The sequence below is a fragment of the Streptomyces sp. WY228 genome, from assembly GCF_019287315.1.
GTDB classification, from domain to species: domain Bacteria; phylum Actinomycetota; class Actinomycetes; order Streptomycetales; family Streptomycetaceae; genus Streptomyces; species Streptomyces caviscabies.
The window spans coordinates 5305503-5324146 of the sequence record NZ_CP079114.1 but is presented as its reverse complement, the minus strand read 5'-3'; the positions used below and the strand labels follow the sequence as shown (position 1 = coordinate 5324146).

The 18644-nt window shown below is 72.0% G+C and carries 17 protein-coding genes; 6 read left to right on the top strand and 11 right to left on the bottom strand.

Annotated elements, in window-relative coordinates:
- Positions 1-3: 3 nt before the first annotated feature.
- A complete protein-coding gene (locus tag KV381_RS23420; protein WP_086778216.1) occupies positions 4-750 on the top strand; it encodes a TetR/AcrR family transcriptional regulator in 747 nt (248 codons plus the stop codon).
- Between the two features lie 25 nt (positions 751-775).
- Here KV381_RS23420 and KV381_RS23415 read toward each other — a convergent pair whose 3' ends face one another.
- The 3 genes from KV381_RS23415 to KV381_RS36655 all read right to left on the bottom strand — a co-directional run bounded on the left by KV381_RS23415 (position 776) and on the right by KV381_RS36655 (position 4316).
- The gene (locus KV381_RS23415; protein WP_030084547.1) at positions 776-2329 is read right to left on the bottom strand and encodes an ABC transporter substrate-binding protein; all 1554 of its coding nucleotides are present in this window, start codon (positions 2327-2329) and stop codon (positions 776-778) included.
- A 271-nt stretch (positions 2330-2600) separates the two neighbouring features.
- Positions 2601-4037 (bottom strand): metallophosphoesterase, encoded by a 1437-nt coding sequence (locus tag KV381_RS23410; protein WP_218787284.1) that lies wholly within the window; start codon positions 4035-4037, stop codon positions 2601-2603.
- 33 nt (positions 4038-4070) lie between these two features.
- Positions 4071-4316 carry an SCO4848 family membrane protein gene (locus KV381_RS36655; protein WP_030084543.1) on the bottom strand — a complete coding sequence of 82 codons (246 nt, stop codon included), beginning with the start codon at positions 4314-4316 and terminating at the stop codon, positions 4071-4073.
- A gap of 133 nt (positions 4317-4449) precedes the next feature.
- Between KV381_RS36655 and KV381_RS23405 the strand changes: the two genes are divergently transcribed.
- A complete protein-coding gene (locus KV381_RS23405) occupies positions 4450-5859 on the top strand; it encodes a D-alanyl-D-alanine carboxypeptidase family protein (protein ID WP_256995138.1) in 1410 nt (469 codons plus the stop codon).
- Here the strand turns inward: KV381_RS23405 and KV381_RS23400 are convergent.
- Positions 5856-6800, bottom strand: coding sequence for a YihY/virulence factor BrkB family protein (locus KV381_RS23400; RefSeq protein ID WP_218786143.1), 945 nt, complete (start codon positions 6798-6800; stop codon positions 5856-5858). The genes KV381_RS23405 and KV381_RS23400 overlap by 4 nt on opposite strands.
- 172 nt (positions 6801-6972) lie before the next feature.
- Here KV381_RS23400 and KV381_RS23395 point away from each other — a divergent pair, with 172 nt between their 5' ends.
- Together KV381_RS23395 and KV381_RS23390 are read left to right on the top strand one after the other, a co-directional pair.
- The gene (locus KV381_RS23395) at positions 6973-8337 is read left to right on the top strand and encodes an FAD-binding oxidoreductase (protein WP_218786140.1); all 1365 of its coding nucleotides are present in this window, start codon (positions 6973-6975) and stop codon (positions 8335-8337) included.
- Between the two features lie 38 nt (positions 8338-8375).
- Positions 8376-9131, top strand: a complete 756-nt coding sequence (locus tag KV381_RS23390; RefSeq protein WP_030084536.1) for a decaprenylphospho-beta-D-erythro-pentofuranosid-2-ulose 2-reductase — start codon at positions 8376-8378, stop codon at positions 9129-9131.
- 46 nt (positions 9132-9177) lie between these two features.
- Here the strand turns inward: KV381_RS23390 and KV381_RS23385 are convergent, their stop codons facing one another.
- Together KV381_RS23385 and trpS are read right to left on the bottom strand one after the other, a co-directional pair.
- On the bottom strand, positions 9178-9780 hold the full coding sequence (locus KV381_RS23385) for a 2'-5' RNA ligase family protein (protein ID WP_030630663.1): 603 nt from the start codon (positions 9778-9780) through the stop codon (positions 9178-9180).
- Between the two features lie 124 nt (positions 9781-9904).
- Positions 9905-10897 (bottom strand): tryptophan--tRNA ligase, encoded by a 993-nt coding sequence (trpS, locus tag KV381_RS23380; protein WP_030084532.1) that lies wholly within the window; start codon positions 10895-10897, stop codon positions 9905-9907.
- 311 nt (positions 10898-11208) lie between these two features.
- Here trpS and rocD point away from each other — a divergent pair, with 311 nt between their 5' ends.
- A complete protein-coding gene (gene rocD, locus KV381_RS23375; RefSeq protein ID WP_218786138.1) occupies positions 11209-12414 on the top strand; it encodes an ornithine--oxo-acid transaminase in 1206 nt (401 codons plus the stop codon).
- A gap of 30 nt (positions 12415-12444) precedes the next feature.
- Here the strand turns inward: rocD and KV381_RS23370 are convergent, their stop codons facing one another.
- The 3 genes from KV381_RS23370 to KV381_RS23360 all read right to left on the bottom strand — a co-directional run bounded on the left by KV381_RS23370 (position 12445) and on the right by KV381_RS23360 (position 15425).
- Positions 12445-13632: a glutathionylspermidine synthase family protein gene (locus KV381_RS23370; protein WP_218786136.1), complete on the bottom strand. Its 1188-nt coding sequence runs from the start codon at positions 13630-13632 to the stop codon at positions 12445-12447.
- A 5-nt stretch (positions 13633-13637) separates the two neighbouring features.
- On the bottom strand, positions 13638-13910 hold the full coding sequence (locus KV381_RS23365) for a hypothetical protein (protein WP_030084526.1): 273 nt from the start codon (positions 13908-13910) through the stop codon (positions 13638-13640).
- Positions 13911-14024: 114 nt separating this feature from the next.
- On the bottom strand, positions 14025-15425 hold the full coding sequence (locus tag KV381_RS23360; RefSeq protein WP_218786134.1) for a PLP-dependent aminotransferase family protein: 1401 nt from the start codon (positions 15423-15425) through the stop codon (positions 14025-14027).
- A gap of 47 nt (positions 15426-15472) precedes the next feature.
- On the opposite strand from KV381_RS23360, the gene KV381_RS23355 reads away from it, so the two are divergent.
- The gene (locus KV381_RS23355) at positions 15473-15988 is read left to right on the top strand and encodes a carboxymuconolactone decarboxylase family protein (protein ID WP_193463406.1); all 516 of its coding nucleotides are present in this window, start codon (positions 15473-15475) and stop codon (positions 15986-15988) included.
- A 38-nt stretch (positions 15989-16026) separates the two neighbouring features.
- Here the strand turns inward: KV381_RS23355 and KV381_RS23350 are convergent, their stop codons facing one another.
- Both KV381_RS23350 and KV381_RS23345 read right to left on the bottom strand, forming a co-directional pair.
- Positions 16027-17016: a malate dehydrogenase gene (locus KV381_RS23350; protein WP_218786132.1), complete on the bottom strand. Its 990-nt coding sequence runs from the start codon at positions 17014-17016 to the stop codon at positions 16027-16029.
- Between the two features lie 250 nt (positions 17017-17266).
- Entirely contained in the window at positions 17267-18481 is a 1215-nt protein-coding gene (locus KV381_RS23345) for a DUF2690 domain-containing protein (RefSeq protein WP_193463405.1), read from the bottom strand.
- Positions 18482-18644 lie beyond the last annotated feature (163 nt).

Below are 18644 nucleotides of genomic sequence, written 5' to 3'. Positions count from 1 at the left end.
CCCGTGGTGAAGGAAGAGAAGAACGTGCAGGAGAACAAGCCGGCCAAGGCCGCGAAGAGCGAGCAGACCCGCACGCTGATTCTCGAAACGGCGCTCCGGCTCTTCGCGGAGCGCGGCTACGACCGGACGACCATGCGGGCCATCGCCCAGGAGGCGGGCGTCTCGGTCGGGAACGCCTACTACTACTTCTCCTCCAAGGAGCACCTGGTCCAGGGCTTCTACGACCGGATCGCCGCCGAACACGCCACGGCGGTCCGGCCCGTGCTGGAGGGCGACGGCGATCTGACCGTACGGATCAGGGGGGTACTGCTCGGCTGGCTGGACGTGGCGGAGCCGTACCACCGCTTCGCCGCGCAGTTCTTCAAGAACGCGGCCGATCCGGACAGTCCACTCTCCCCGTTCTCCGAGGACTCGGTGGCCGCCCGCGACGCCGCGATCTCCATCCATGAGCGCTGCATCGCCGGGGCGGACGTCAAGAGCGATCCGGAACTGGCTCCGCTGCTGCCTCAGTTGATGTGGCTGATGCAGATGGGGCTGGTGCTGTTCTGGGTCTACGACCGGACCGAGGGCACCGAGCGCAGCCGCCGGCTGGTCGAGCGCACCGCGCCGATCGCCGCCCGGGCCATCGCGCTCTCCCGGTTCCGGGTGCTGCGACCGCTGGTGCGGCAGATCCACGCGCTGCTGGTGGAGTTTCTGCCGGGTACGGCGACGGCCGGACCCCGGGACGCTGCCCGGGGCCCGGCCGACTGACGTACCGGTCGGATCCGTCGATCCGTCAGATCCAGCTCAGCTCCCACAGGCGCCAGGTGCCGGTGCCGTCGGAGAGGTACTGGGAGCCGGCGACATCGGACTTGGCGACGACGTAGTCCTTCTTCTGCCACAGCGGCAGCAGCGGGACGTCCTCGCCGACGAGCTCCTGCATGTCCTTGAAGTCGCCGGAGGTGCGGCTGCGGTCGCTGAACTGCTGGGTGGCGGCGATCAGCTGGTCCATCTTCTTGCTGGAGTAGCCGCTGTGCAGGACGTTTGCGGTACCGACGAGCGGCTGGCTGAAGGTGTCGGGGTCCGGGAAGTCGGGGAACCAGCCGACGGTGTACATGTCGTACTTACCGGCGGCGTACCCCTTCTGGTACTTCGTCCACTCCACGGCCTCGACCGAGACCTTGAACAGACCGTCCTTCTCCATCTGACGGCGCAGCTCGGCGGTCTCCTTGGTGTACATGTCGCCCTCGCGGTACGCGAACTTGATGGCGACCGGCGTCTCCACCCCGGCCTGCTGCAGCAGCTGCTTGGCGCGCGCCGGGTCGGAGGAGGGGTACGCGTCGAAGAACGGGGTGCTGTGCCCGATGAAGCCGGTGGGGATCAGCGAGTACAGCGGGTCGACCGTGCCCTGGTAGACCTTCCGGACCAGGGGGCCCCGGTCGAGGAGCGCGGCGACGGCCTGGCGGACCTTCTTGTCGCCGAACGGCGAATCGGTGCGGGAGTTGAAGATGATGTTGCGGATCTCGGCGCTGGCCGCCTCGGTCACCCGTACGTCCGGGTCGTTGACGTTGAGGTCGGCGAGCGTCTCGGACGGCAGCTGGCGGTGGGCGATGTCCACGTCACCGCTGTCCCAGGACGTCTGCAGTTCCTCGGAGGTCTTGAAGTAGCGGATGGTGACCGCTTCGCCGGTCTTCTTGAGCGCGCCCTTGTACTTCAGGTTGGGCACCAGCTCGGCGCGGTTCCCCGACTCGTACGACTTCAGGACGTACGGACCGGAGCCGTCGGCCTCGTTGCCCGCGCGGAGCTTGTCCTCGGGGTACTTGGTCGGGTCGACGATCGCCGCGGCGCCGGTGGCGATCTTCTGCGGGAAGGTCGCGTCCTTGCCGGACAGGTTGAACGTGATCGTGCGGCCCTCGGTCGTCACCGACTCGAGGGTCGGGAAGAGACCCGCGGGGCCGACGTCCGACTTGATCGTGAAGATCCGGTCGAAGGAGTGCTTGACGTCCTCGGCGGTGATCTTGCGGCCGTTGGAGAAGGTCAGGTCGTCACGGAGCTTGCACTGGTACGTCTGGAGCTTCTGCCCGACGAACCCGCAGCTCTCGGCGGCGTCCGGCTCGGGTGTGACGGCACCGGGCCTGAAGGTCAGCAGCGACTGGTAGATGTTGCTGTAGATCGCCCAGGAGCCCGCGTCGTACGCGCCGGCCGGGTCGAGCGAGGTGACGATGTCCGACGTCCCGACGGTGATCGCATCGGTCTTCGCCTCCCCCGACGGGAGCAGTTGCCAGGCGCCGACGCCCGCTATGACCAAAACCGCGAGAATCGCGAGAATCCGTACCCGGACCGACCGCATTGCCGTGCTCTCCCTTACCAGCCCCACCTCGGCGGTCGCGTGGTGACGCGCACATCGCCGCATGTTCACGCTTACCCAATCACACGATTTTCACATCTGGAAGAGTAAATGGGGCACTCGCAGCCTTTTGTTGGACACGTACGGGAACCCCTGTCCGAAAAGGCTGTTTCCTGCCTCCTACCTGCGGGTTTCCGTAGCTGACGGTGACCCTTCGGTGTGGATTTCATGATGGTGGGCCGGAGCGTTCCGGAACGTCGCACCCGCAACGCTGCTAGGCCTGACGGGAGGCGAGCTCCACGACGGTGATGTCGGACGGGGCGCCCACCCGGACCGGCGGGCCCCAGGCGCCCGCGCCGCGCGAGACGAAGAGCTGGGTGTCGCCGTAGCGTTCGAGCCCGGCGACGGTGGGATTGGCCAGCTCGGCGAGGAGGTTGCCGGGCCAGAGCTGTCCGCCGTGGGTGTGGCCGGAGAGCTGGAGGTCGACGCCGTGCTCGACGGCGTCGTGGATGACGACGGGCTGGTGCGCGAGCAGGACGGCGGCGCGGCCCCGGTCCCGGTCGCCCAGCGCCTTCACGAAGTCGGGCCCCTGGCCCTCGGTCTCGCCGGCCACGTCGTTGACGCCCGCGAGGTCGAAGCCCTCGATCTCCACCCGGGCGTTCTCCAGCGGGTGCAGACCCAGCTCCCGGACGTGGTCGACCCACTGCTCGGCGCCGGAGAAGTACTCGTGGTTGCCGGTGACGAAGAAGCTTCCGTGCCGGGCGCGCAGGGCCGCCAGCGGTTCGGCGGCGGAGCCGAGGTCGGCGACGGACCCGTCGACGAGGTCGCCGACGACGGCGACCAGGTCGGGCGAGGTCCGGTTGATCGTGTCGACGATCCGGCGGGTGTGGGCGCGGCCGAGGATCGGGCCGATGTGGATGTCGCTGACCACGGCGATCCGGAAGCCGTGGGCGGCGCGGGGCAGTCTGGCCAGCGGGACGGTGATCCGCCGGACGCTCGGCCCGCGCAGCACGCCGTACGTGCCGTACCCGACGGTGGCGAGTCCGGCGGCGGCCGCCGCGCCGCCGACGACCCGGGAGACGAAGAGCCGGCGGGAGGGGTTCGGGGCGGGGGCGGGCGGGGCCTCGGCGGGGTTCGGAGCGGGTTCCGTATCCGGTCCGGTCGAGGGTTCCGCTTCCGGACCGGTCGTGGCTTCCGTTTCCGGTTCCGCCTGAGGTTCCGTCGCCGTACGCACCGCCGCGTCCGAGGTGCCGGCCGAGCGGGACGGAACCAGCTCCTCGGTACGGGGACGGGTCTCTTCCGGGACCTCGACGAGCGTTCCGGAACGCGGTGCGGAGGACGCTCCGGAAGGCGTCGCGGAAGGTGCTCCGCTTTCGGCCGTGGCCGCCTTCCGGTCGCGCCCGGCGAGGACCCGCAGGAGAACCGGACGTACGACCTCGCCCACGAGCAGCGCCAGCGTCAGGTACAGCAGGCAGGCCAGCCACAGGAAGCCCGGCCAGGCCAGCACCTGCTGGAGCCAGAAGGGCGCGCCCACCCGGCCGGACGTCATGGCGCCGACGCTCAGCAGCGGCAGGACGAAGGCGGCGACGGTGCCCGCCCGCCGCAGCGGGCTGCCCGGCGCCGTCGTGTCACCGACGAAGCGCCGCCACAGATACCGGTGCACGGCGCCGAGCAACGCCAGCACCACGAGCCCCACCAGGGCGAAGACCACTGCAGCCATCCGAGCTTCCCCATGTTCCCGTCGTCATGCGCGCTTGTCGCGCAAAGCCCGGACTCCACGCAACCCGATCACGCCGACCGCCGTCCCCAGAAGAAAGGACGTGATGGCGAGCAGCAGGTGCACCCAGAAGTACCCGGTCGGTTCGCCCGCGTCGTCGAAGGCGAGCCCGCTGCCGTCCTGCCACAGGTTCTTGACGAAAGTGATCCAGATGAACCAGCTCCACACCCCGAACGCGAGCAGGAACCAGGACACGCGGCGGCTGAGCTTCATGGGTCCAGTATCGCCGCCGTCCCCCGGTCCCCTCCCCCGGGGTGGCGTCCGAACGGGGCTGTCCCGGCGTTCCCTGCGGCGGGTCAGGCGGTCCGGCTCCGCATCCACATCTTCGCCCTGTACGTTTCCGACCGTGCCTGCTCTGAAAAAGATCGCCTTGACGGTCACCTCCGCCGCTTTGTTGTCCGGTTTCGTCCTCAGTCCCGCCGCGGCGGCCGACAAGGACAAGAGCGACGACAAACAGCCCAAGCCGCCGGGCGTCATGTCCAGCCTCGGCGGGGAGCGGCTCAGCATGTCCGGCACCCAGGTCAATCTGGGGCCGGGGGTGCCGGTGCTGCCCAAGGAGCTGACCGGCCGTTCGTGGATCGTCGCGGACGCGGAGAACGGGGACGTCCTGGCGGCGCACAACTCGCACTGGCGGCTGCCGCCCGCCTCCACCATGAAGATGCTCTTCGCGGACACGGTGCTGCCCGCACTCCAGCCCACCACCACCCACAAGGTGACGGAGAGCGAGCTGGCCGGGGTCGGCGAGGGGAGCAGCCTCGTCGGGATCAAGGAGGACCACACCTACACGGTCCACGACCTGTGGCTCGGGGTGTTCCTGCGGTCGGGCAACGACGCGGTGCACGTCCTCTCGGAGATGTACGGCGGCGTTCCGGAGACGGTGGCCGCGATGCAGAAGCACGCCGAGGAACTCCAGGCCCTGGACACGGTGGTGATCTCGCCCGACGGGTACGACGCGCCGCGCCAGGTCTCCAGCGCCTACGACCTGACCCTCATCGCCCGCAGCGGGATGCAGAAGAAGGACTTCCGCGAGTACGCGGCGACCGCGTCGGCCGACTTCCCCGGTGAGAAGAAGAAGGGGAAGAAGCGCGAGTCCTTCGAGATCCAGAACACCAACCGGCTGATCACCGGGGACATCGGCGTGGATCCGTACCAGGGCATCGCGGGCGTCAAGAACGGCTACACCACCCAGGCGGGCAACACCTTCACCGGCGTCGCGGAGCGCAACGGCAAGGTCCTGCTGGTCACCGTGATGCACCCGTCGGCGGACGAGAGCCACGCCGTCTACAAGGAGGCCGCCCACCTGCTCGACTGGGGCTTCGCCGCGAGCGGCAAGGTGACCCCGATCGGCGAGCTGGTGCCGCCGAAGTCCGTGGACACCGGCACCGGCACGGACACCGGGACCGGCGGCAAGGGCGCGGCGCCCGCCGCCGGCGCGGACCAGGGTTCGGGCGGCCGGGCGGAGGCCGCGCACGCGTCGGCCGCGAACGGTTCCAGCGGGGTCGGGATCGCCCTGGCGATCGTCGGCGGGCTGCTGGTGCTCCTGGCCGGCGGGGTGTTCCTGGTCAACCGCCGCTGGCCGCTGCCCGGCCTGACCCGCCGCACCCCGGCCGCGAGCGACGACTCGGCCGGGGCCGCCGGGGCCGCCGGGGCCGCCGGGACCACGGAACCGGCCGGGACCGCCGAGCCGAACGAGCCGACCGCCTCGACCGACTCGGCCTCATCTGCCTCCTCGGCTTCCCCGGCCGACAAGTCCTAGGCGCGAGTGGAGCCGCCGGGCGCCTCGGCCCCGGCGGTATCCCCCGCGTCGGCGCCCTCACCGTCCTCCTGGTCCTCCGCACCCTCTTCGTCCTTGCTGCCGGTCGCCGTCCAGGCGGCGCAGAACAGCAGCAGTTTCGCGGTGAAGTTGATCCACAGGAGGAGTGCGATCGGCACGCCGAACGCGCCGTACATGCTCTTGCCCGCGACCTCCCGCATATAGCTGCCGAGCAGCAGCTTGAGCAGTTCGAAGCCGACCGCCCCGAGCAGCGCCGCGACCACCAGCCGCCGCCGGGGCGGCTCCACCCCGGGCAGCAGCGTCAGCAGATAGAGCAGCAGCAGGAAGTCGGCGACGACCGCGACCGCCAGCGCGGCCACCCGCAGCAGCACGCCGCCCGCCCCGCCGTCGGGGATGCCGATCAGGTCGGCGGTCCGGCCGACCGCCATCGAGCCGATGCTGGAGACCGCCACGGTGGCGAGCACCGCACCGCCGAGGCCGACCAGCAGCACGGCGTCCTTCACCTTGGCGACGACGGGGTTGGCCCCCTGGACGTCGTCCAGCTCCCAGACCGCGCGCAGGCACTCGCGCATCGAGCCGACCCAGCCGGCACCGGTGAACAGCAGCAGCGCACCGGCCACCAGACCGACCGTGCCCGCGTTGGCGACCAGGCCGTCGATGCCCAACTGGTCCGAGATGCCGGGCACCTGGTCGGCGAGCTTGTCCTTGATGGTGTCCAGCTGTTTGTCGCTCAGCAGGGCGGCCGCGACGGCCGCGCCGACCGCGATCAGCGGGAAGAGGGCCAGAAAGCTGATGAAGGTGATAGCCGCGGCGAGCCTGGCCCAGTGGACCCGGTCCAGCCGCTCGTAGGAACGCCACGCGTGCGTCTCCATCAGCCGGGCGACCAGGGGCCCGATCACCGGGAGTTTCTTGAGCCAGTCCATGACGTAACGCGTACCCTCCTGGGCCCGGAACACCAGCGGCCCGCCCCGGACTCTCCCGGACCCGTCCGGCGGATCTCCGTCACGCTTCGCTGACACTCACTCCATCACCCGTTCCGGTGAGCGAATTCACCAATGCCGCGAAGGGGATTTCCCGGACGATACGGTCACCCTCATGTCCGTCGACACGGTGTCCTTGACCGGCTGGGGCCGCACCGCCCCGACGACCGCCGTGCGGTTCCGCCCCCGTACGTACGAGGAGGCGGCCGCCGTCGTCCGGGGGCGCGGACCCCGGGGGGTCGTCGCGCGCGGGCTGGGGCGGTCGCCCGGGGACGCGGCGCAGAACGCGGGCGGCTCGGTGCTCGACACGACGGGTCTGGCCCGGATCGGTGCGGTCGACGCCGCCTCCGGTGTGGTGCGCTGCGACGCGGGGGTGAGCCTGGAGCGGCTGCTGCGGGTGCTGCTGCCGCTCGGCTGGCTTCCGCCGGTCGTACCGGGGACCGGCAGGGTGACCGTCGGCGGGGCGATCGGCTCCGATCTGACCGGCCTCGACCACCGCCGGTCCGGTTCGTTCGCCCGGCAGGTGAGCGCCCTGGAGCTGCTCACCGCGGACGGCGAGGTGCGTACGGTGCTGCCGGGCACCGCCCTGTTCGACGCCACCGCCGGGGGCCTGGGGCTGACCGGGGTGATCCTGGGCGCGACGCTCCGGCTGCGGCGCGTCGGCACGGCGCTGATGTCCGTCTCCACCGAGCGCGCCGGGGACCTGGACGAGCTGCTGGCCCGCTTCACCGCGGGCGGCGACCGGCTGCCGTACGGCTCCGCCTGGATCGACCTGATGGCCCGGGGCCGGGCGACCGGGCGCGGAATCCTCACCCGAGGGGAGCATGCACCCCGGGATGTGCGCCCGGCGCACGCGGGGCGCACTCTGCTGGGGACGCGCTCCGGCGGGCTCCGGGGCCGGGGCGCGCTCCCCGGCCTCCCGCCGCTGCCGGGCGGGCTGCTCGGCCCGGCGGCGGCCGCCCTGTACAACGAGGTCCGCTACCGCGGCGCACCCCGCGCGCGGACCGGCGAGCCGCGCCCGCTGCCCCTCTTCTTCCACGCGTCGGACGCCCTTCCGGACCCGCGCCCGCTCTACGGCCGCGGCGGCCTGGTGTGCTACCGGTTCGCCGTCGGACACGGCCAGGAGGAGACCCTGCACCGAGTGGTGCGCCGGATCGCGGCGCGCCGGAGCCCCGCCGTGCGGGCGGTGCTCCAGAGGTTCGGGGCGGCGGACCCGGGTCTGCTGTCCTTCGCCGCGCCCGGCTGGTCCCTCGCGCTGGATCTGCCCGCGGCCCTGCCCGGTCTCGCCCGCTTCCTGGACGGCGTCGACGAGGAGGTGGCCGCCGCCGGGGGCCGGGTCTGCCTGGCGAAGGACTCCCGGATGCGGCCGGAGACGGCGGCCGCGATGTACCCGCGTCTCGCGGAGTTCCGGGAGCTGCGGGCGCGGCTGGACCCGACGGAGGCGTTCCGCTCGGACCTGTCGCGCCGGCTCGCACTGTGATCCCAGCGAACCCCATCCCATCTGACCAGGAGTTTTCCGTGAAGGATGCCTTCGGCGCCCCGCAGTCCCTGCTCATCCTCGGCGGCACCTCCGAGATCGCCCTGGCCACCGCGCGGCGGCTGATCGCCCTGCGCACCCGCCGGGTCTGGCTGGCCGGGCGACCCTCCCCGGCCCTGGAGTCGGCCGCCGCCGAGCTCCGCGGCCGGGGGGCGGACGTGCGGACCGTCGACTTCGACGCGCTGGACTCCGGCTCCCACGAGGTCGCCCTCGGCAAGGTCTTCGCGGAGGGCGACATCGATGTGGTGCTGATGGCGTTCGGCGTCCTCGGTGATCAGGCGCGGGACGAGGAGGAGCCGATGGCCGCGGTCCGGGTCGCCCAGACCAACTACACGGGGGCGGTCTCGGCCGGCCTGGTGTGCGCCGGCGCACTGCAGGCCCAGGGGCACGGTTCGCTGGTGGTGCTGTCCTCGGTGGCCGGGGAGCGCGCCCGGCGCGCGGACTTCATCTACGGCTCCAGCAAGGCGGGCCTCGACGCGTTCGCGCAGGGGCTCGGTGACGCGCTCCAGGGGACCGGGGTGCAGGTGATGATCGTCCGCCCCGGTTTCGTACGGACGCGGGCCACGGCGGGGCGGCCGGAGCAGCCGTTCGCGACCGGCCCGGAGGAGGTCGCCGCGGCGATCGTCACGGGGCTGCGGCGGCGCTCGGAGACCGTATGGGTGCCCGGTTCGCTCCGGGTGGTGATGGCGGCGCTGCGGCACGTGCCGCGCCCGCTGTTCCGCAGGCTGCCGGTCTGAGACGCTCCCTGGCGGGCCGGGGCCGTACGGCGGCTGTCGCGGCCGCTCAGGGCCGCAGCGACGGGGCCGACGAGGACGCTTCGATCGTGTAGCCGCCCTGGGCGGGGACGGCGGGCGTCCCGCCGCCCGCTCCGAACGGGAAGTCCCGGAGCTTGCGCCAGACCGCGTCCGGGCCCTGCTCGTACAGCGCGAAGGAACCGCAGGTCCAGGCCGCCTCGTAGTCGGCGAGCTCCTCGTAGGCCCGGTCCATGGCCTCCTCGGCGATGCCGTGGGCCACGGTGACATGCGGGTGGTACGGGAACTGCAGCTCGCGCACCAGGGGCCCGGAGGCGTCCCGCACCCGCTTCTGGAGCCAGGAGCAGGCCGAAGCCCCCTCGACGACCTGGACGAAGACGACCGGCGACAGCGGGCGGAAGGTGCCGGTGCCGGAGAGCCGCATCGGGAACGGCCGGCCGGCCGTGGCGATCCGGTCGAGGTGCGCCTCGATCGCCGGGAGGTCCGCCGACTGCGCCTCGGTCGGCGGCATGAGGGTGACGTGGGTGGGAATGCCGAAGGCGGCAGGGTCCCCGAAGCTCGCGCGGCGTTCCTGGAGCAGGCTGCCGTAGGGCTCCGGGACCGCGATCGAAACGCCGAGCGTTACGGTCCCCACGTCGTTCTCCTCCATCGTCGATGGTCGATTTCCGGTCATGCCGCGCGGGCCGGATGTCCGGCCCGCGCGTTCCGTCGCCGCAAGTGTGACCCCTGCGGCCATGATCTCGCCAGGGTCCTTGGACTCAGTGCTTCGCGGGCAGGAAGCCCATCCGGTCGTACGTCTGTGCCAGCGTCTCCGCCGCGACGGCCCTGGCCTTCTCCGCTCCCTTGGCCAGGATGGAGTCCAGCGTCTCCGGGTCGTCCAGATATTCCTGGGTGCGGGTCCGGAAGGGAGTGACGAATTCCACCATGGCCTCGGCCAGGTCGGTCTTCAGCGCACCGTAGCCCTTGCCCTCGTAACTCCGTTCCAGATCCTCTACGGGGCTGCCGGAGAGGGTGGAGAGGATCGAGAGCAGGTTGCTGACGCCCGGCTTCTTCTCGGCGTCGAAGCGGATCACCGTGTCGGTGTCGGTGACCGCGCTCTTCACCTTCTTGGCGGTGACCTTCGGGTCGTCCAGCAGGTTGATGAGGCCCTTCGGCGTGGAGGCCGACTTGCTCATCTTCACCGCCGGGTCCTGGAGGTCGAAGATCTTCGCCGTCTCCTTGAGGATGTACGGCGCGGGCACGGTGAACGTCTGTCCGTACCGGCCGTTGAACCGCTCGGCGAGGTCGCGGGTCAGCTCGATGTGCTGGCGCTGGTCCTCGCCCACCGGGACCTGGTTCGCCTGGTAGAGCAGGATGTCTGCGACCTGGAGAACCGGGTAGGTGAAGAGACCGACGGTGGCCCGGTCGGCGCCCTGCTTGGCGGACTTGTCCTTGAACTGCGTCATCCGGGAGGCCTCGCCGAAGCCCGTGAGGCAGTTCATCACCCAGCCGAGCTGGGCGTGCTCGGGCACATGGCTCTGGACGAAGAGCGTGCAGCGCTCCGGGTCCAGACCGGCCGCCAGCAGCTGCGCCACCGCGAGCCGGGTGTTGGCCCGCAGCTCGGCGGGGTCCTGCGGGATCGTGATCGCGTGCAGGTCCACGACCATGTAGAAGGCGTCGTGGCTCTCCTGCAGCGCCACCCACTGGCGCACCGCGCCCAGGTAGTTGCCGAGGTGGAACGAGCCCGCGGTGGGCTGGATCCCGGAGAGCACGCGCGGACGGGCGGCCGCACCGGTGCGGCCCGTCTGCGGCTGGTCGGTGGGGAGCGAAGGGCGATCAGAGGCCATGGCCCCATTGTCTCAGGTGTCCGGGGCATCTCCGGCAGCCGGTGCGGGGCGGGAAGGGCGCGTCACTGCACGGTCCCGGAGCACGGGAGCGCACGGCTGAGACGAACCCCACATTCCGGCCGCCCGGCGTGCGACGGCGGGCGCGCCGGGCGGTGGAGGTTTCCCGGCGTGGGATCCGACCGACGATACAAAGTGGGCACCACCCCCGCCCACGCCGCACGACGAACGGAGATCCCGTGTCGACCACGGAAACCGCCATCGCCTCCGCCGAGGCGCACAGCGCGCACAACTACCACCCGTTGCCGGTCGTCGTGGCCACGGCGGAGGGCGCCTGGATGACCGATGTCGAGGGCCGTAGGTATCTGGACCTGCTGGCCGGATACTCGGCGCTCAATTTCGGCCATGGCAACCGGCGTCTCATCGACGCGGCCAAGGCCCAGCTGGAACGGGTGACACTGACCTCCCGGGCCTTCCACCACGACCGGTTCGCCGACTTCTGTACGGAGCTGGCGGCGCTCTGCGGCATGGAGACGGTGCTGCCGATGAACACCGGGGCGGAGGCCGTGGAGACCGCGGTGAAGACCGCCCGCAAGTGGGGCTACCGGGTCAAGGGCGTGCCGGACGGCATGGCGAAGATCATCGTGGCCTCGGACAACTTCCACGGCCGCACGACGACGATCGTCAGCTTCTCCACGGACCCGGAGGCGCGGGCCGACTTCGGCCCGTACACCCCGGGGTTCGAGATCGTGCCGTACGGGGATCTCACCGCGATGCGGGAGGCGATGACCGAGAACACGGTGGCGGTGCTGATCGAGCCGATCCAGGGCGAGGCCGGGGTGCTGGTGCCGCCGGCCGGCTATCTCTCCGGCGTACGGGAGCTGACCCGCGAGCGGAACGTGCTGTTCCTCGCGGACGAGATCCAGTCGGGCCTGGGGCGGACCGGGAAGACGTTCGCACTGGACCACGAGGGTGTGGTGCCGGACATGTACGTGCTCGGCAAGGCGCTGGGCGGCGGTGTGGTGCCGGTCTCCGCGGTGGTCTCGTCGGCGGACGTGCTCGGGGTGTTCCGGCCCGGCGAGCACGGCTCCACCTTCGGCGGGAACCCGCTGGCCTGTGCGGTGGCGCTGGAAGTGATCGCGATGCTGCGGACCGGTGAGTACCAGCAGCGGGCGGCCGAGCTGGGCGACCATCTGCACCGGGAGCTGGGCCTGTTGACCGGCGGCGGCGCGGTGGAGACGGTGCGCGGCCGGGGCCTGTGGGCGGGCGTGGACATCGCACCGGCGCTGGGCACCGGCCGGGAGATCTCCGAGAAGCTGATGGAGCAGGGGGTGCTGGTGAAGGACACCCACGGCTCCACGATCCGGATCGCCCCGCCGCTGGTGATCTCCAAGGAGGACCTGGACTGGGGACTGGACCGGCTGCGGGCGGTACTGGGCGCCTGAGCCGGTCCCGTACCCACGGAGCCGGAGGGTTCAGAGGATGACGTGGGGCAGGAAGCGGGCGTACTCGTCCGTGACCGGCCCCGCCGACTCCCGGATGCCGAGCCCCGCCGCCTCGTCCTCGACGATCCACGCGCCGAGCACCACCCGGTTGCCGTCGATGTCCGGCAGCGGGGCCAGCTCCTGGTAGCAGCACGGCTCGTCGCGCAGGACGGGCGGGGAGCCGGGGGCGTGGATGTCGACCCCGGCGCCCTCGCGGCCGAGCAGCGGTTTGGAGACGTACCCCGCGCCGCCCGGTCCGGCCAGCTCGCGCGGGCCGTCGAGATGGGCGGGGAGCAGGTTCGGGTGGCCGGGGTAGAGCTCCCAGAGGATCGCGAGGAGCGCCTTGTTGGAGAGCAGCATCTTCCAGGCGGGCTCGATCCAGCAGGTGGTGCCGGAGCCGCCGCCGTTGTCGAGGGTGTCCAGCACCTGCGGGCCGAAGCGGTCCGTGGCCAGCCACTCCCAGGGGTAGAGCTTGAAGCAGCTGCGGATGAAGCGGAGCCGGTCGTCGACGAACCGCCCGGAGAGCCGGTCCCAGCCGATCTCCTCGACGGAGAGCGCCTCGGTGTCGATCCCGGCCTGCTGGGCGGTCTCGCGCAGATACGCGACCGTCATCAGGTCCTCGCCGATCTCGTCGCCGTCGGAGTGGACGAAGTGCAGCGGCCCGGGCGGCAGCAGGGGCGCCTGCCGCTTCCAGGCGGCCACCAGCCGCTCGTGCAGGGAGTTCCACTGGTCGGCCCCGGGGAAGCGGTCCTCCATCCAGAACCACTGCGCGCTCGCGGCCTCCACCAGCGAGGTCGGGGTGTCGGCGTTGTACTCCAGCATCCTCGCCGGGCCGCTCCCGTCGTAGCGCAGGTCGAACCGCCCGTACACGGAGGGCAGTTCGGCACGGCGGCGCCAGGACTCGGCGACCAGCGCGGCGAGGCGGGGGTCGGTGATGCCGAGGTCGGCGAAGCGGTCCTGCCCGACGATGTGCGCGGCGGCGGCCAGGCACATCGTGTGCAGTTCCTCGACGACCTCCTCCAGGGCCTCGACCTCGGGCAGCGAGAAGACGTAGTAGGCGCTCTCGTCCCAGTACGGGCGCAGCGAGTCGTCCGGGTAGCGGGTGAGCGGGTAGACGACGCCCTGCGACTCGACGGTCTCCTGCCAGCCGGGGCGCGGCTCGGTCGTGCGGCGTTCCACGGCGGTCAGCCGCCGCCGGAGCCGGAGCAGCCGAAGCCGCCCCGGTCGACGGCCGACTTGTCGAAGCTGCCGCCCTGCACCTTGCCGCTGTCGCTCTTGCCGCCGTAGTAGTACGAACCGTTCCCGCCACCGCGGCACTCGGAACTCGGCAGGGTCTTCTGCGTCGTGCGGTCGGCGCAGCGCCGGTCCGGCTCCGAACCGCAGGACGTGATCGTCAGGGCGAGCAGCCCCATACCGCCGAGCACGACCGTGCTCGACCTCAGCCTTCGTGTCGCCATGTTCGGTTCTCCCCCGTGGTACGCGATCGGATCCGGCGTCTCTTTTCCGCCACCGGACCTCTTGTCAGATTAGTGGCAGGGGTGGCCGGTTCGGAACCTGGCCCTCGGACAGGTCTACGGCAGCACCCGGCACAGGGCGTCCAGCGCACCCGCCCAGGCGCTCTCGGACGGTGAGCCGTAGCCGATCACCAGGGCGTCGCGGGCGGCCGGCGCGTCCGGGTGGCGGTAGCGCGCGAGGCCGTCCAGCGCCAGGCCCTGGAACGCCGCCGCCTGGATCACCGAACGCTCGGCGCCCGCCGGGAGTTCGAGGACCGCGTGCAGCCCGGCCGCGATCCCGCTGACCTCGATGCCCGGCGCACGCTCCGCGAGCGCCGCGACGAGCTGGTCGCGGCGGCGGCGGTAGCGCAGCCGCATGGAACGCACATGCCGGTCGTACGCCCCCGAGGCGATGAACTCCGCGAGCGTCAGCTGGTCGGGCGAGCCGGACATCCACTCGGCCACGCCCTTCGCCGCCACCACCTCCCCCACCAGGCTCCGGGGCAGCACCATCCAGCCGAGGCGCAGCGCCGGGGCCAGCGACTTGCTGGCGGTGCCGAGATGGACCACCCGCTCCGGATCGAGGCCCTGGAGCGCGCCCACGGGCTGCCGGTCGTACCGGAACTCCCCGTCGTAGTCGTCCTCCAGGATCAGCCCGCCGGTGGACCGGGCCCAGTCGACGGCGGCGGCCCGCCGGTCCGGGTGCAGCGGTACGCCGGTGGGGAACTGGTGCGCCGGGGTCAGCAGCACCGCCCCCGCGCCGCGCATCGCGGCCAGCTCACCGGTGCGCGAACCGTGCTCGTCCAGCGGCAGGCACGGGGTGCGCAGCCCGGCCTCGGTGAGCAGATTCGTATGCAGGTCGAGGCCGTACGACTCGACGACGACGTCCCGGACCCGGCGGCCGCGCAGCACCCGTCCCAGCAGCGAGAGCCCGTGCGCGAAGCCGGCGCAGATCACGATGCGCTCCGGATCGGCGTACACCCCGCGCGCCCGCGCCAGATACTCGGCCAGCACCGTGCGCAGTTCGAGGCGGCCGTGCGGGTCTCCGTAGCCGAAGGCCTCGTCGGGTGCGGCGGTGAGCGCCTTGCGGGCGGCCCTGAGCCAGGCCGTGCGCGGAAAGGCCGACAGGTCCGGCGAGCCGGGCTTCAGGTTGTACCCGGCTCCGGACCGCGCGGGCCGGGCGGGGGCCGCCGCCGGGTCCTTCCGGCGCGGCGCGGACCGCTGGGCGACCCGGGTGCCCGAGCCCTGGCGGGCGGTGAGCCAGCCCTCGGCGACCAGTTCGGCGTAGGCGTCGGCGACCGTGTTGCGGGCGACGCCCAGGTCGGCGGCGAGCACCCGGGAGGACGGCAGCCGGGTGCCGGGCGTCAGCCGGCCGGTGCGCACCGCCTCCCGCAACGCCTCCATCAGCCCGCTGCGGAGCCCCTGGCCGACCGGCTCCAGATGCAGGTCCGCGCCGAAAGTGGCCCAGGAATCCGTCATGGCAATGGACCATACCGGGGTGCCATCGGGACCGTAGCGTCGTCCTCATGACCTCGACACAGGGACACCACCACGCCCCCGCCGACCTCGCCCCCGAGCACCCGGCCCGGATCTCCGTCTCCCAGCTCCTCCCCGACGTCTACAAGGCGATGATCCGGCTCGACATCGCCGCCCGGAAGGGCCTGGACCCGGTCCTGGTGGAGCTGGTGAAGATCCGGGCCTCGCAGCTCAACCGGTGCGCGTTCTGCCTGGACATGCACAGCAAGGACGCGCTCGCGGCGGGCGAGTCCGCCGAGCGGATCGTGCAGCTCAGCGCTTGGGAGGAGTCGCAGCACTTCTACACCGAGAAGGAGCTGGCGGCGCTCGCCCTGACCGAGGCGGTCACCGTCCTGACCGACGGCTTCGTCCCGGACGAGGTGTACGCGAAGGCCGCCAAGCACTTCGAGGAGACCGAGCTGGCCCAGCTGATCGCGGCCATCACCGTGATCAACGCCTGGAACCGCTTCGGCGTCACCGGCCGGCTGGCACCGGGCCACTACACGCCCGGCGACCACAAGAGCTGACCCCGCCCGCGTGGCGTCCGGTGTGGTGCGGGTGCGGATCAGATGAGGCCGAGCTCGCGGACCGCGTCGCGCTCCTCGGTGAGCTCCTTGACCGAGGCGTCGATGCGCGCCCGGGAGAACTCGTTGATGTCCAGGCCCTGGACGATCTCGTACTTCCCGTCCTTCGTGGTGACCGGGAAGGAGGAGATGATGCCCTCGGGGACACCGTAGGAGCCGTCCGACGGGATGCCCATCGAGGTCCAGTCGCCGGCGGCGGTGCCGTTGACCCAGGTGTGCACGTGGTCGATGGCGGCGTTGGCGGCCGAGGCGGCGGAGGACGCGCCACGGGCCTCGATGATCGCGGCGCCGCGCTTGGCGACGGTCGGGATGAAGGTGTCGGCCAGCCACACCTCGTCGTTGACGACCTCGGCGGCGTTCTTGCCGGCGATCTCCGCGTGGAAGATGTCGGGGTACTGGGTGGCCGAGTGGTTGCCCCAGATCGTCAGCTTCTTGATGTCGGAGACGGCGGTGCCGGTCTTGGCGGCCAGCTGCGAGATCGCGCGGTTGTGGTCCAGGCGGGTCATCGCGGTGAAGCGCTCGGCCGGTACGTCCGGGGCGGCGGCCTGCGCGATGAGCGCGTTGGTGTTGGCCGGGTTGCCGACGACGAGGACCTTGATGTCGTCCGCGGCGTGGTCGTTGATGGCCTTGCCCTGCGGCTTGAAGATGCCGCCGTTGGCGGCGAGCAGGTCGCCGCGCTCCATGCCCTTGGTGCGCGGGCGGGCGCCGACGAGCAGGGCGACGTTCGCACCGGCGAAGCCGACGTTCGGGTCGTCGGTGATCTCGATGCCGCGCAGCAGCGGGAAGGCGCAGTCGTCGAGCTCCATGGCGGTGCCCTCGGCGGCCTTGAGGCCCTGCGGGATCTCCAGGAGGCGCAGGTTGACCGGCACGTCCGGGCCGAGCAGGTGGCCGGAGGCGATGCGGAAGAGCAGCGCGTAGCCGATCTGGCCGGCTGCGCCGGTCACGGTGACATTCACGGGAGTGCGGGTCATGGCGGTCTCCGTTTAGACAGCTGGCGGTGGGGGTCCCGGCCCCTGGTGCCGGACCCTGGTGCTGGACACCTCTTCCGCCCGGTCCGGCCTGACGACCAATCTTGACGTGAAGAGATATCCAGCGGTCAGGCTATCGGACCCGGCCGGGCCGGACCGCCCGGCCCCCTGTGGCACCGCACACAAACGGTCACACACCGCACGCGCGGGCGGGTGACGGGCGGTGGGACGCGACGGACCCACCGGCCCGGTGTCACTCGCCCGGGTCGGTGCACCCCTTCGTACCGGAGGTGAGCGTCGCGCAGGCCTTCGCGTCGGACGCCTTCTTCACCGCGACCATCGGGGTGTACGCGTCGGTGTCCCCCATGACCTCGCCGTTCTGGGGGTCCTCGCCTCCGGTGATCTGCACGGTGTCGCCGATCGCCGCCTCGGTGAGACGGGCCCAGGCGGCGGCGCAGACCTCGCTGTAGCGGACCTCGACCTTACTGCCGCCGACCACGGCGCTGGCCACCGTACGGGCGAACTCGCCGCCGCAGCCCATCGCCTCGGGGTCCTGCCCGGTGCAGTCCGCACCGCTGCACTCGACGCCCACGGGCAGCTCGGGAGCGGCCGTGGTGGGGGCCGCCGACGGGGGCGGGGTGGCCTTGGCGGCCTCGTCGCCGCCCGGGGCGAGCAGCACGGCGCCGACCACGACGATCAGCGCGCCGACGGCCCCGACGGCGAGCATGGCGCCCTTCCGCCGGCCGCCGGGCGCCTTGCCCGGTCCGGTGCCGCCCGGGCTCCGGCCGGAGCCTCCGCTGCCGTTCTCCGCCGGGTTCCGCTCCGGCCGTCGCCCGGCCTGGTCCGGCCCGCCGCCGTACGGCCGGTCCTGGCGGGGGGCGGGGTACGGTGCGGCGCCGCGCTGGGTGGGGACGGTGAGCCGGCGCGTGTCGTCGTCGCCGGGCACGTAGGCCCCGCCGCCGTACGGGCCCTTGCCGTGGGCGTCGCGGGGCGGGGCGTCCGTACCGGCCGGGCCGCCAGCGGCGGGAACCCGTGCGCCGGATCCGGACGCGCTGTGCCGGCCCCCGGTGGAGGACCGGCCGGAGCGGCCGCCTCCGGGAGCGTCGGGGGCGCCGGGACCCGTCGGGCCGAGCTCGCCGAGCGCGGCCCGGGCCTGCGTGATGCGGATGGCCTCCATCGTCATGTCGTGCCGCATCTCGGCCCGGCTCCAGGCCCGCTCCGCCAGCTCCCACATGGTCGTGAGGTGGTGCTGCGGGGTGCCCGTCACCTCGGCGAGCGCCACGACGGCCCCGCGCGGGGCGAGCAGCCGCCCGTTGAGATACCGCTCCCAGGACGTCTTGCTGTAACCCGTGCGGTCGGCCACCGCGTTGATGTTCAGTCCGCTGCGGTCGACGAGCCGGCGCAGCTGGCTGGCGAACTCCCTGATCTGCGGGTCGAGCTCTTCGGGCAGTGCCTTCCAACGAGGCATCGCGTTTCCCCCCTCATGTCCCCCGGACGTGCTTGCTGTTCCCCGCTGCGCCGGGTCCCCCGACCCGCGCCTCCCCCGGTCCGTCCGTTGTCGGTCCGTTCCGGACCGTCAACGGGACTACCCACGAGGATGCGCGGAACCAGGGTGTCAGTTCCTGACGAGG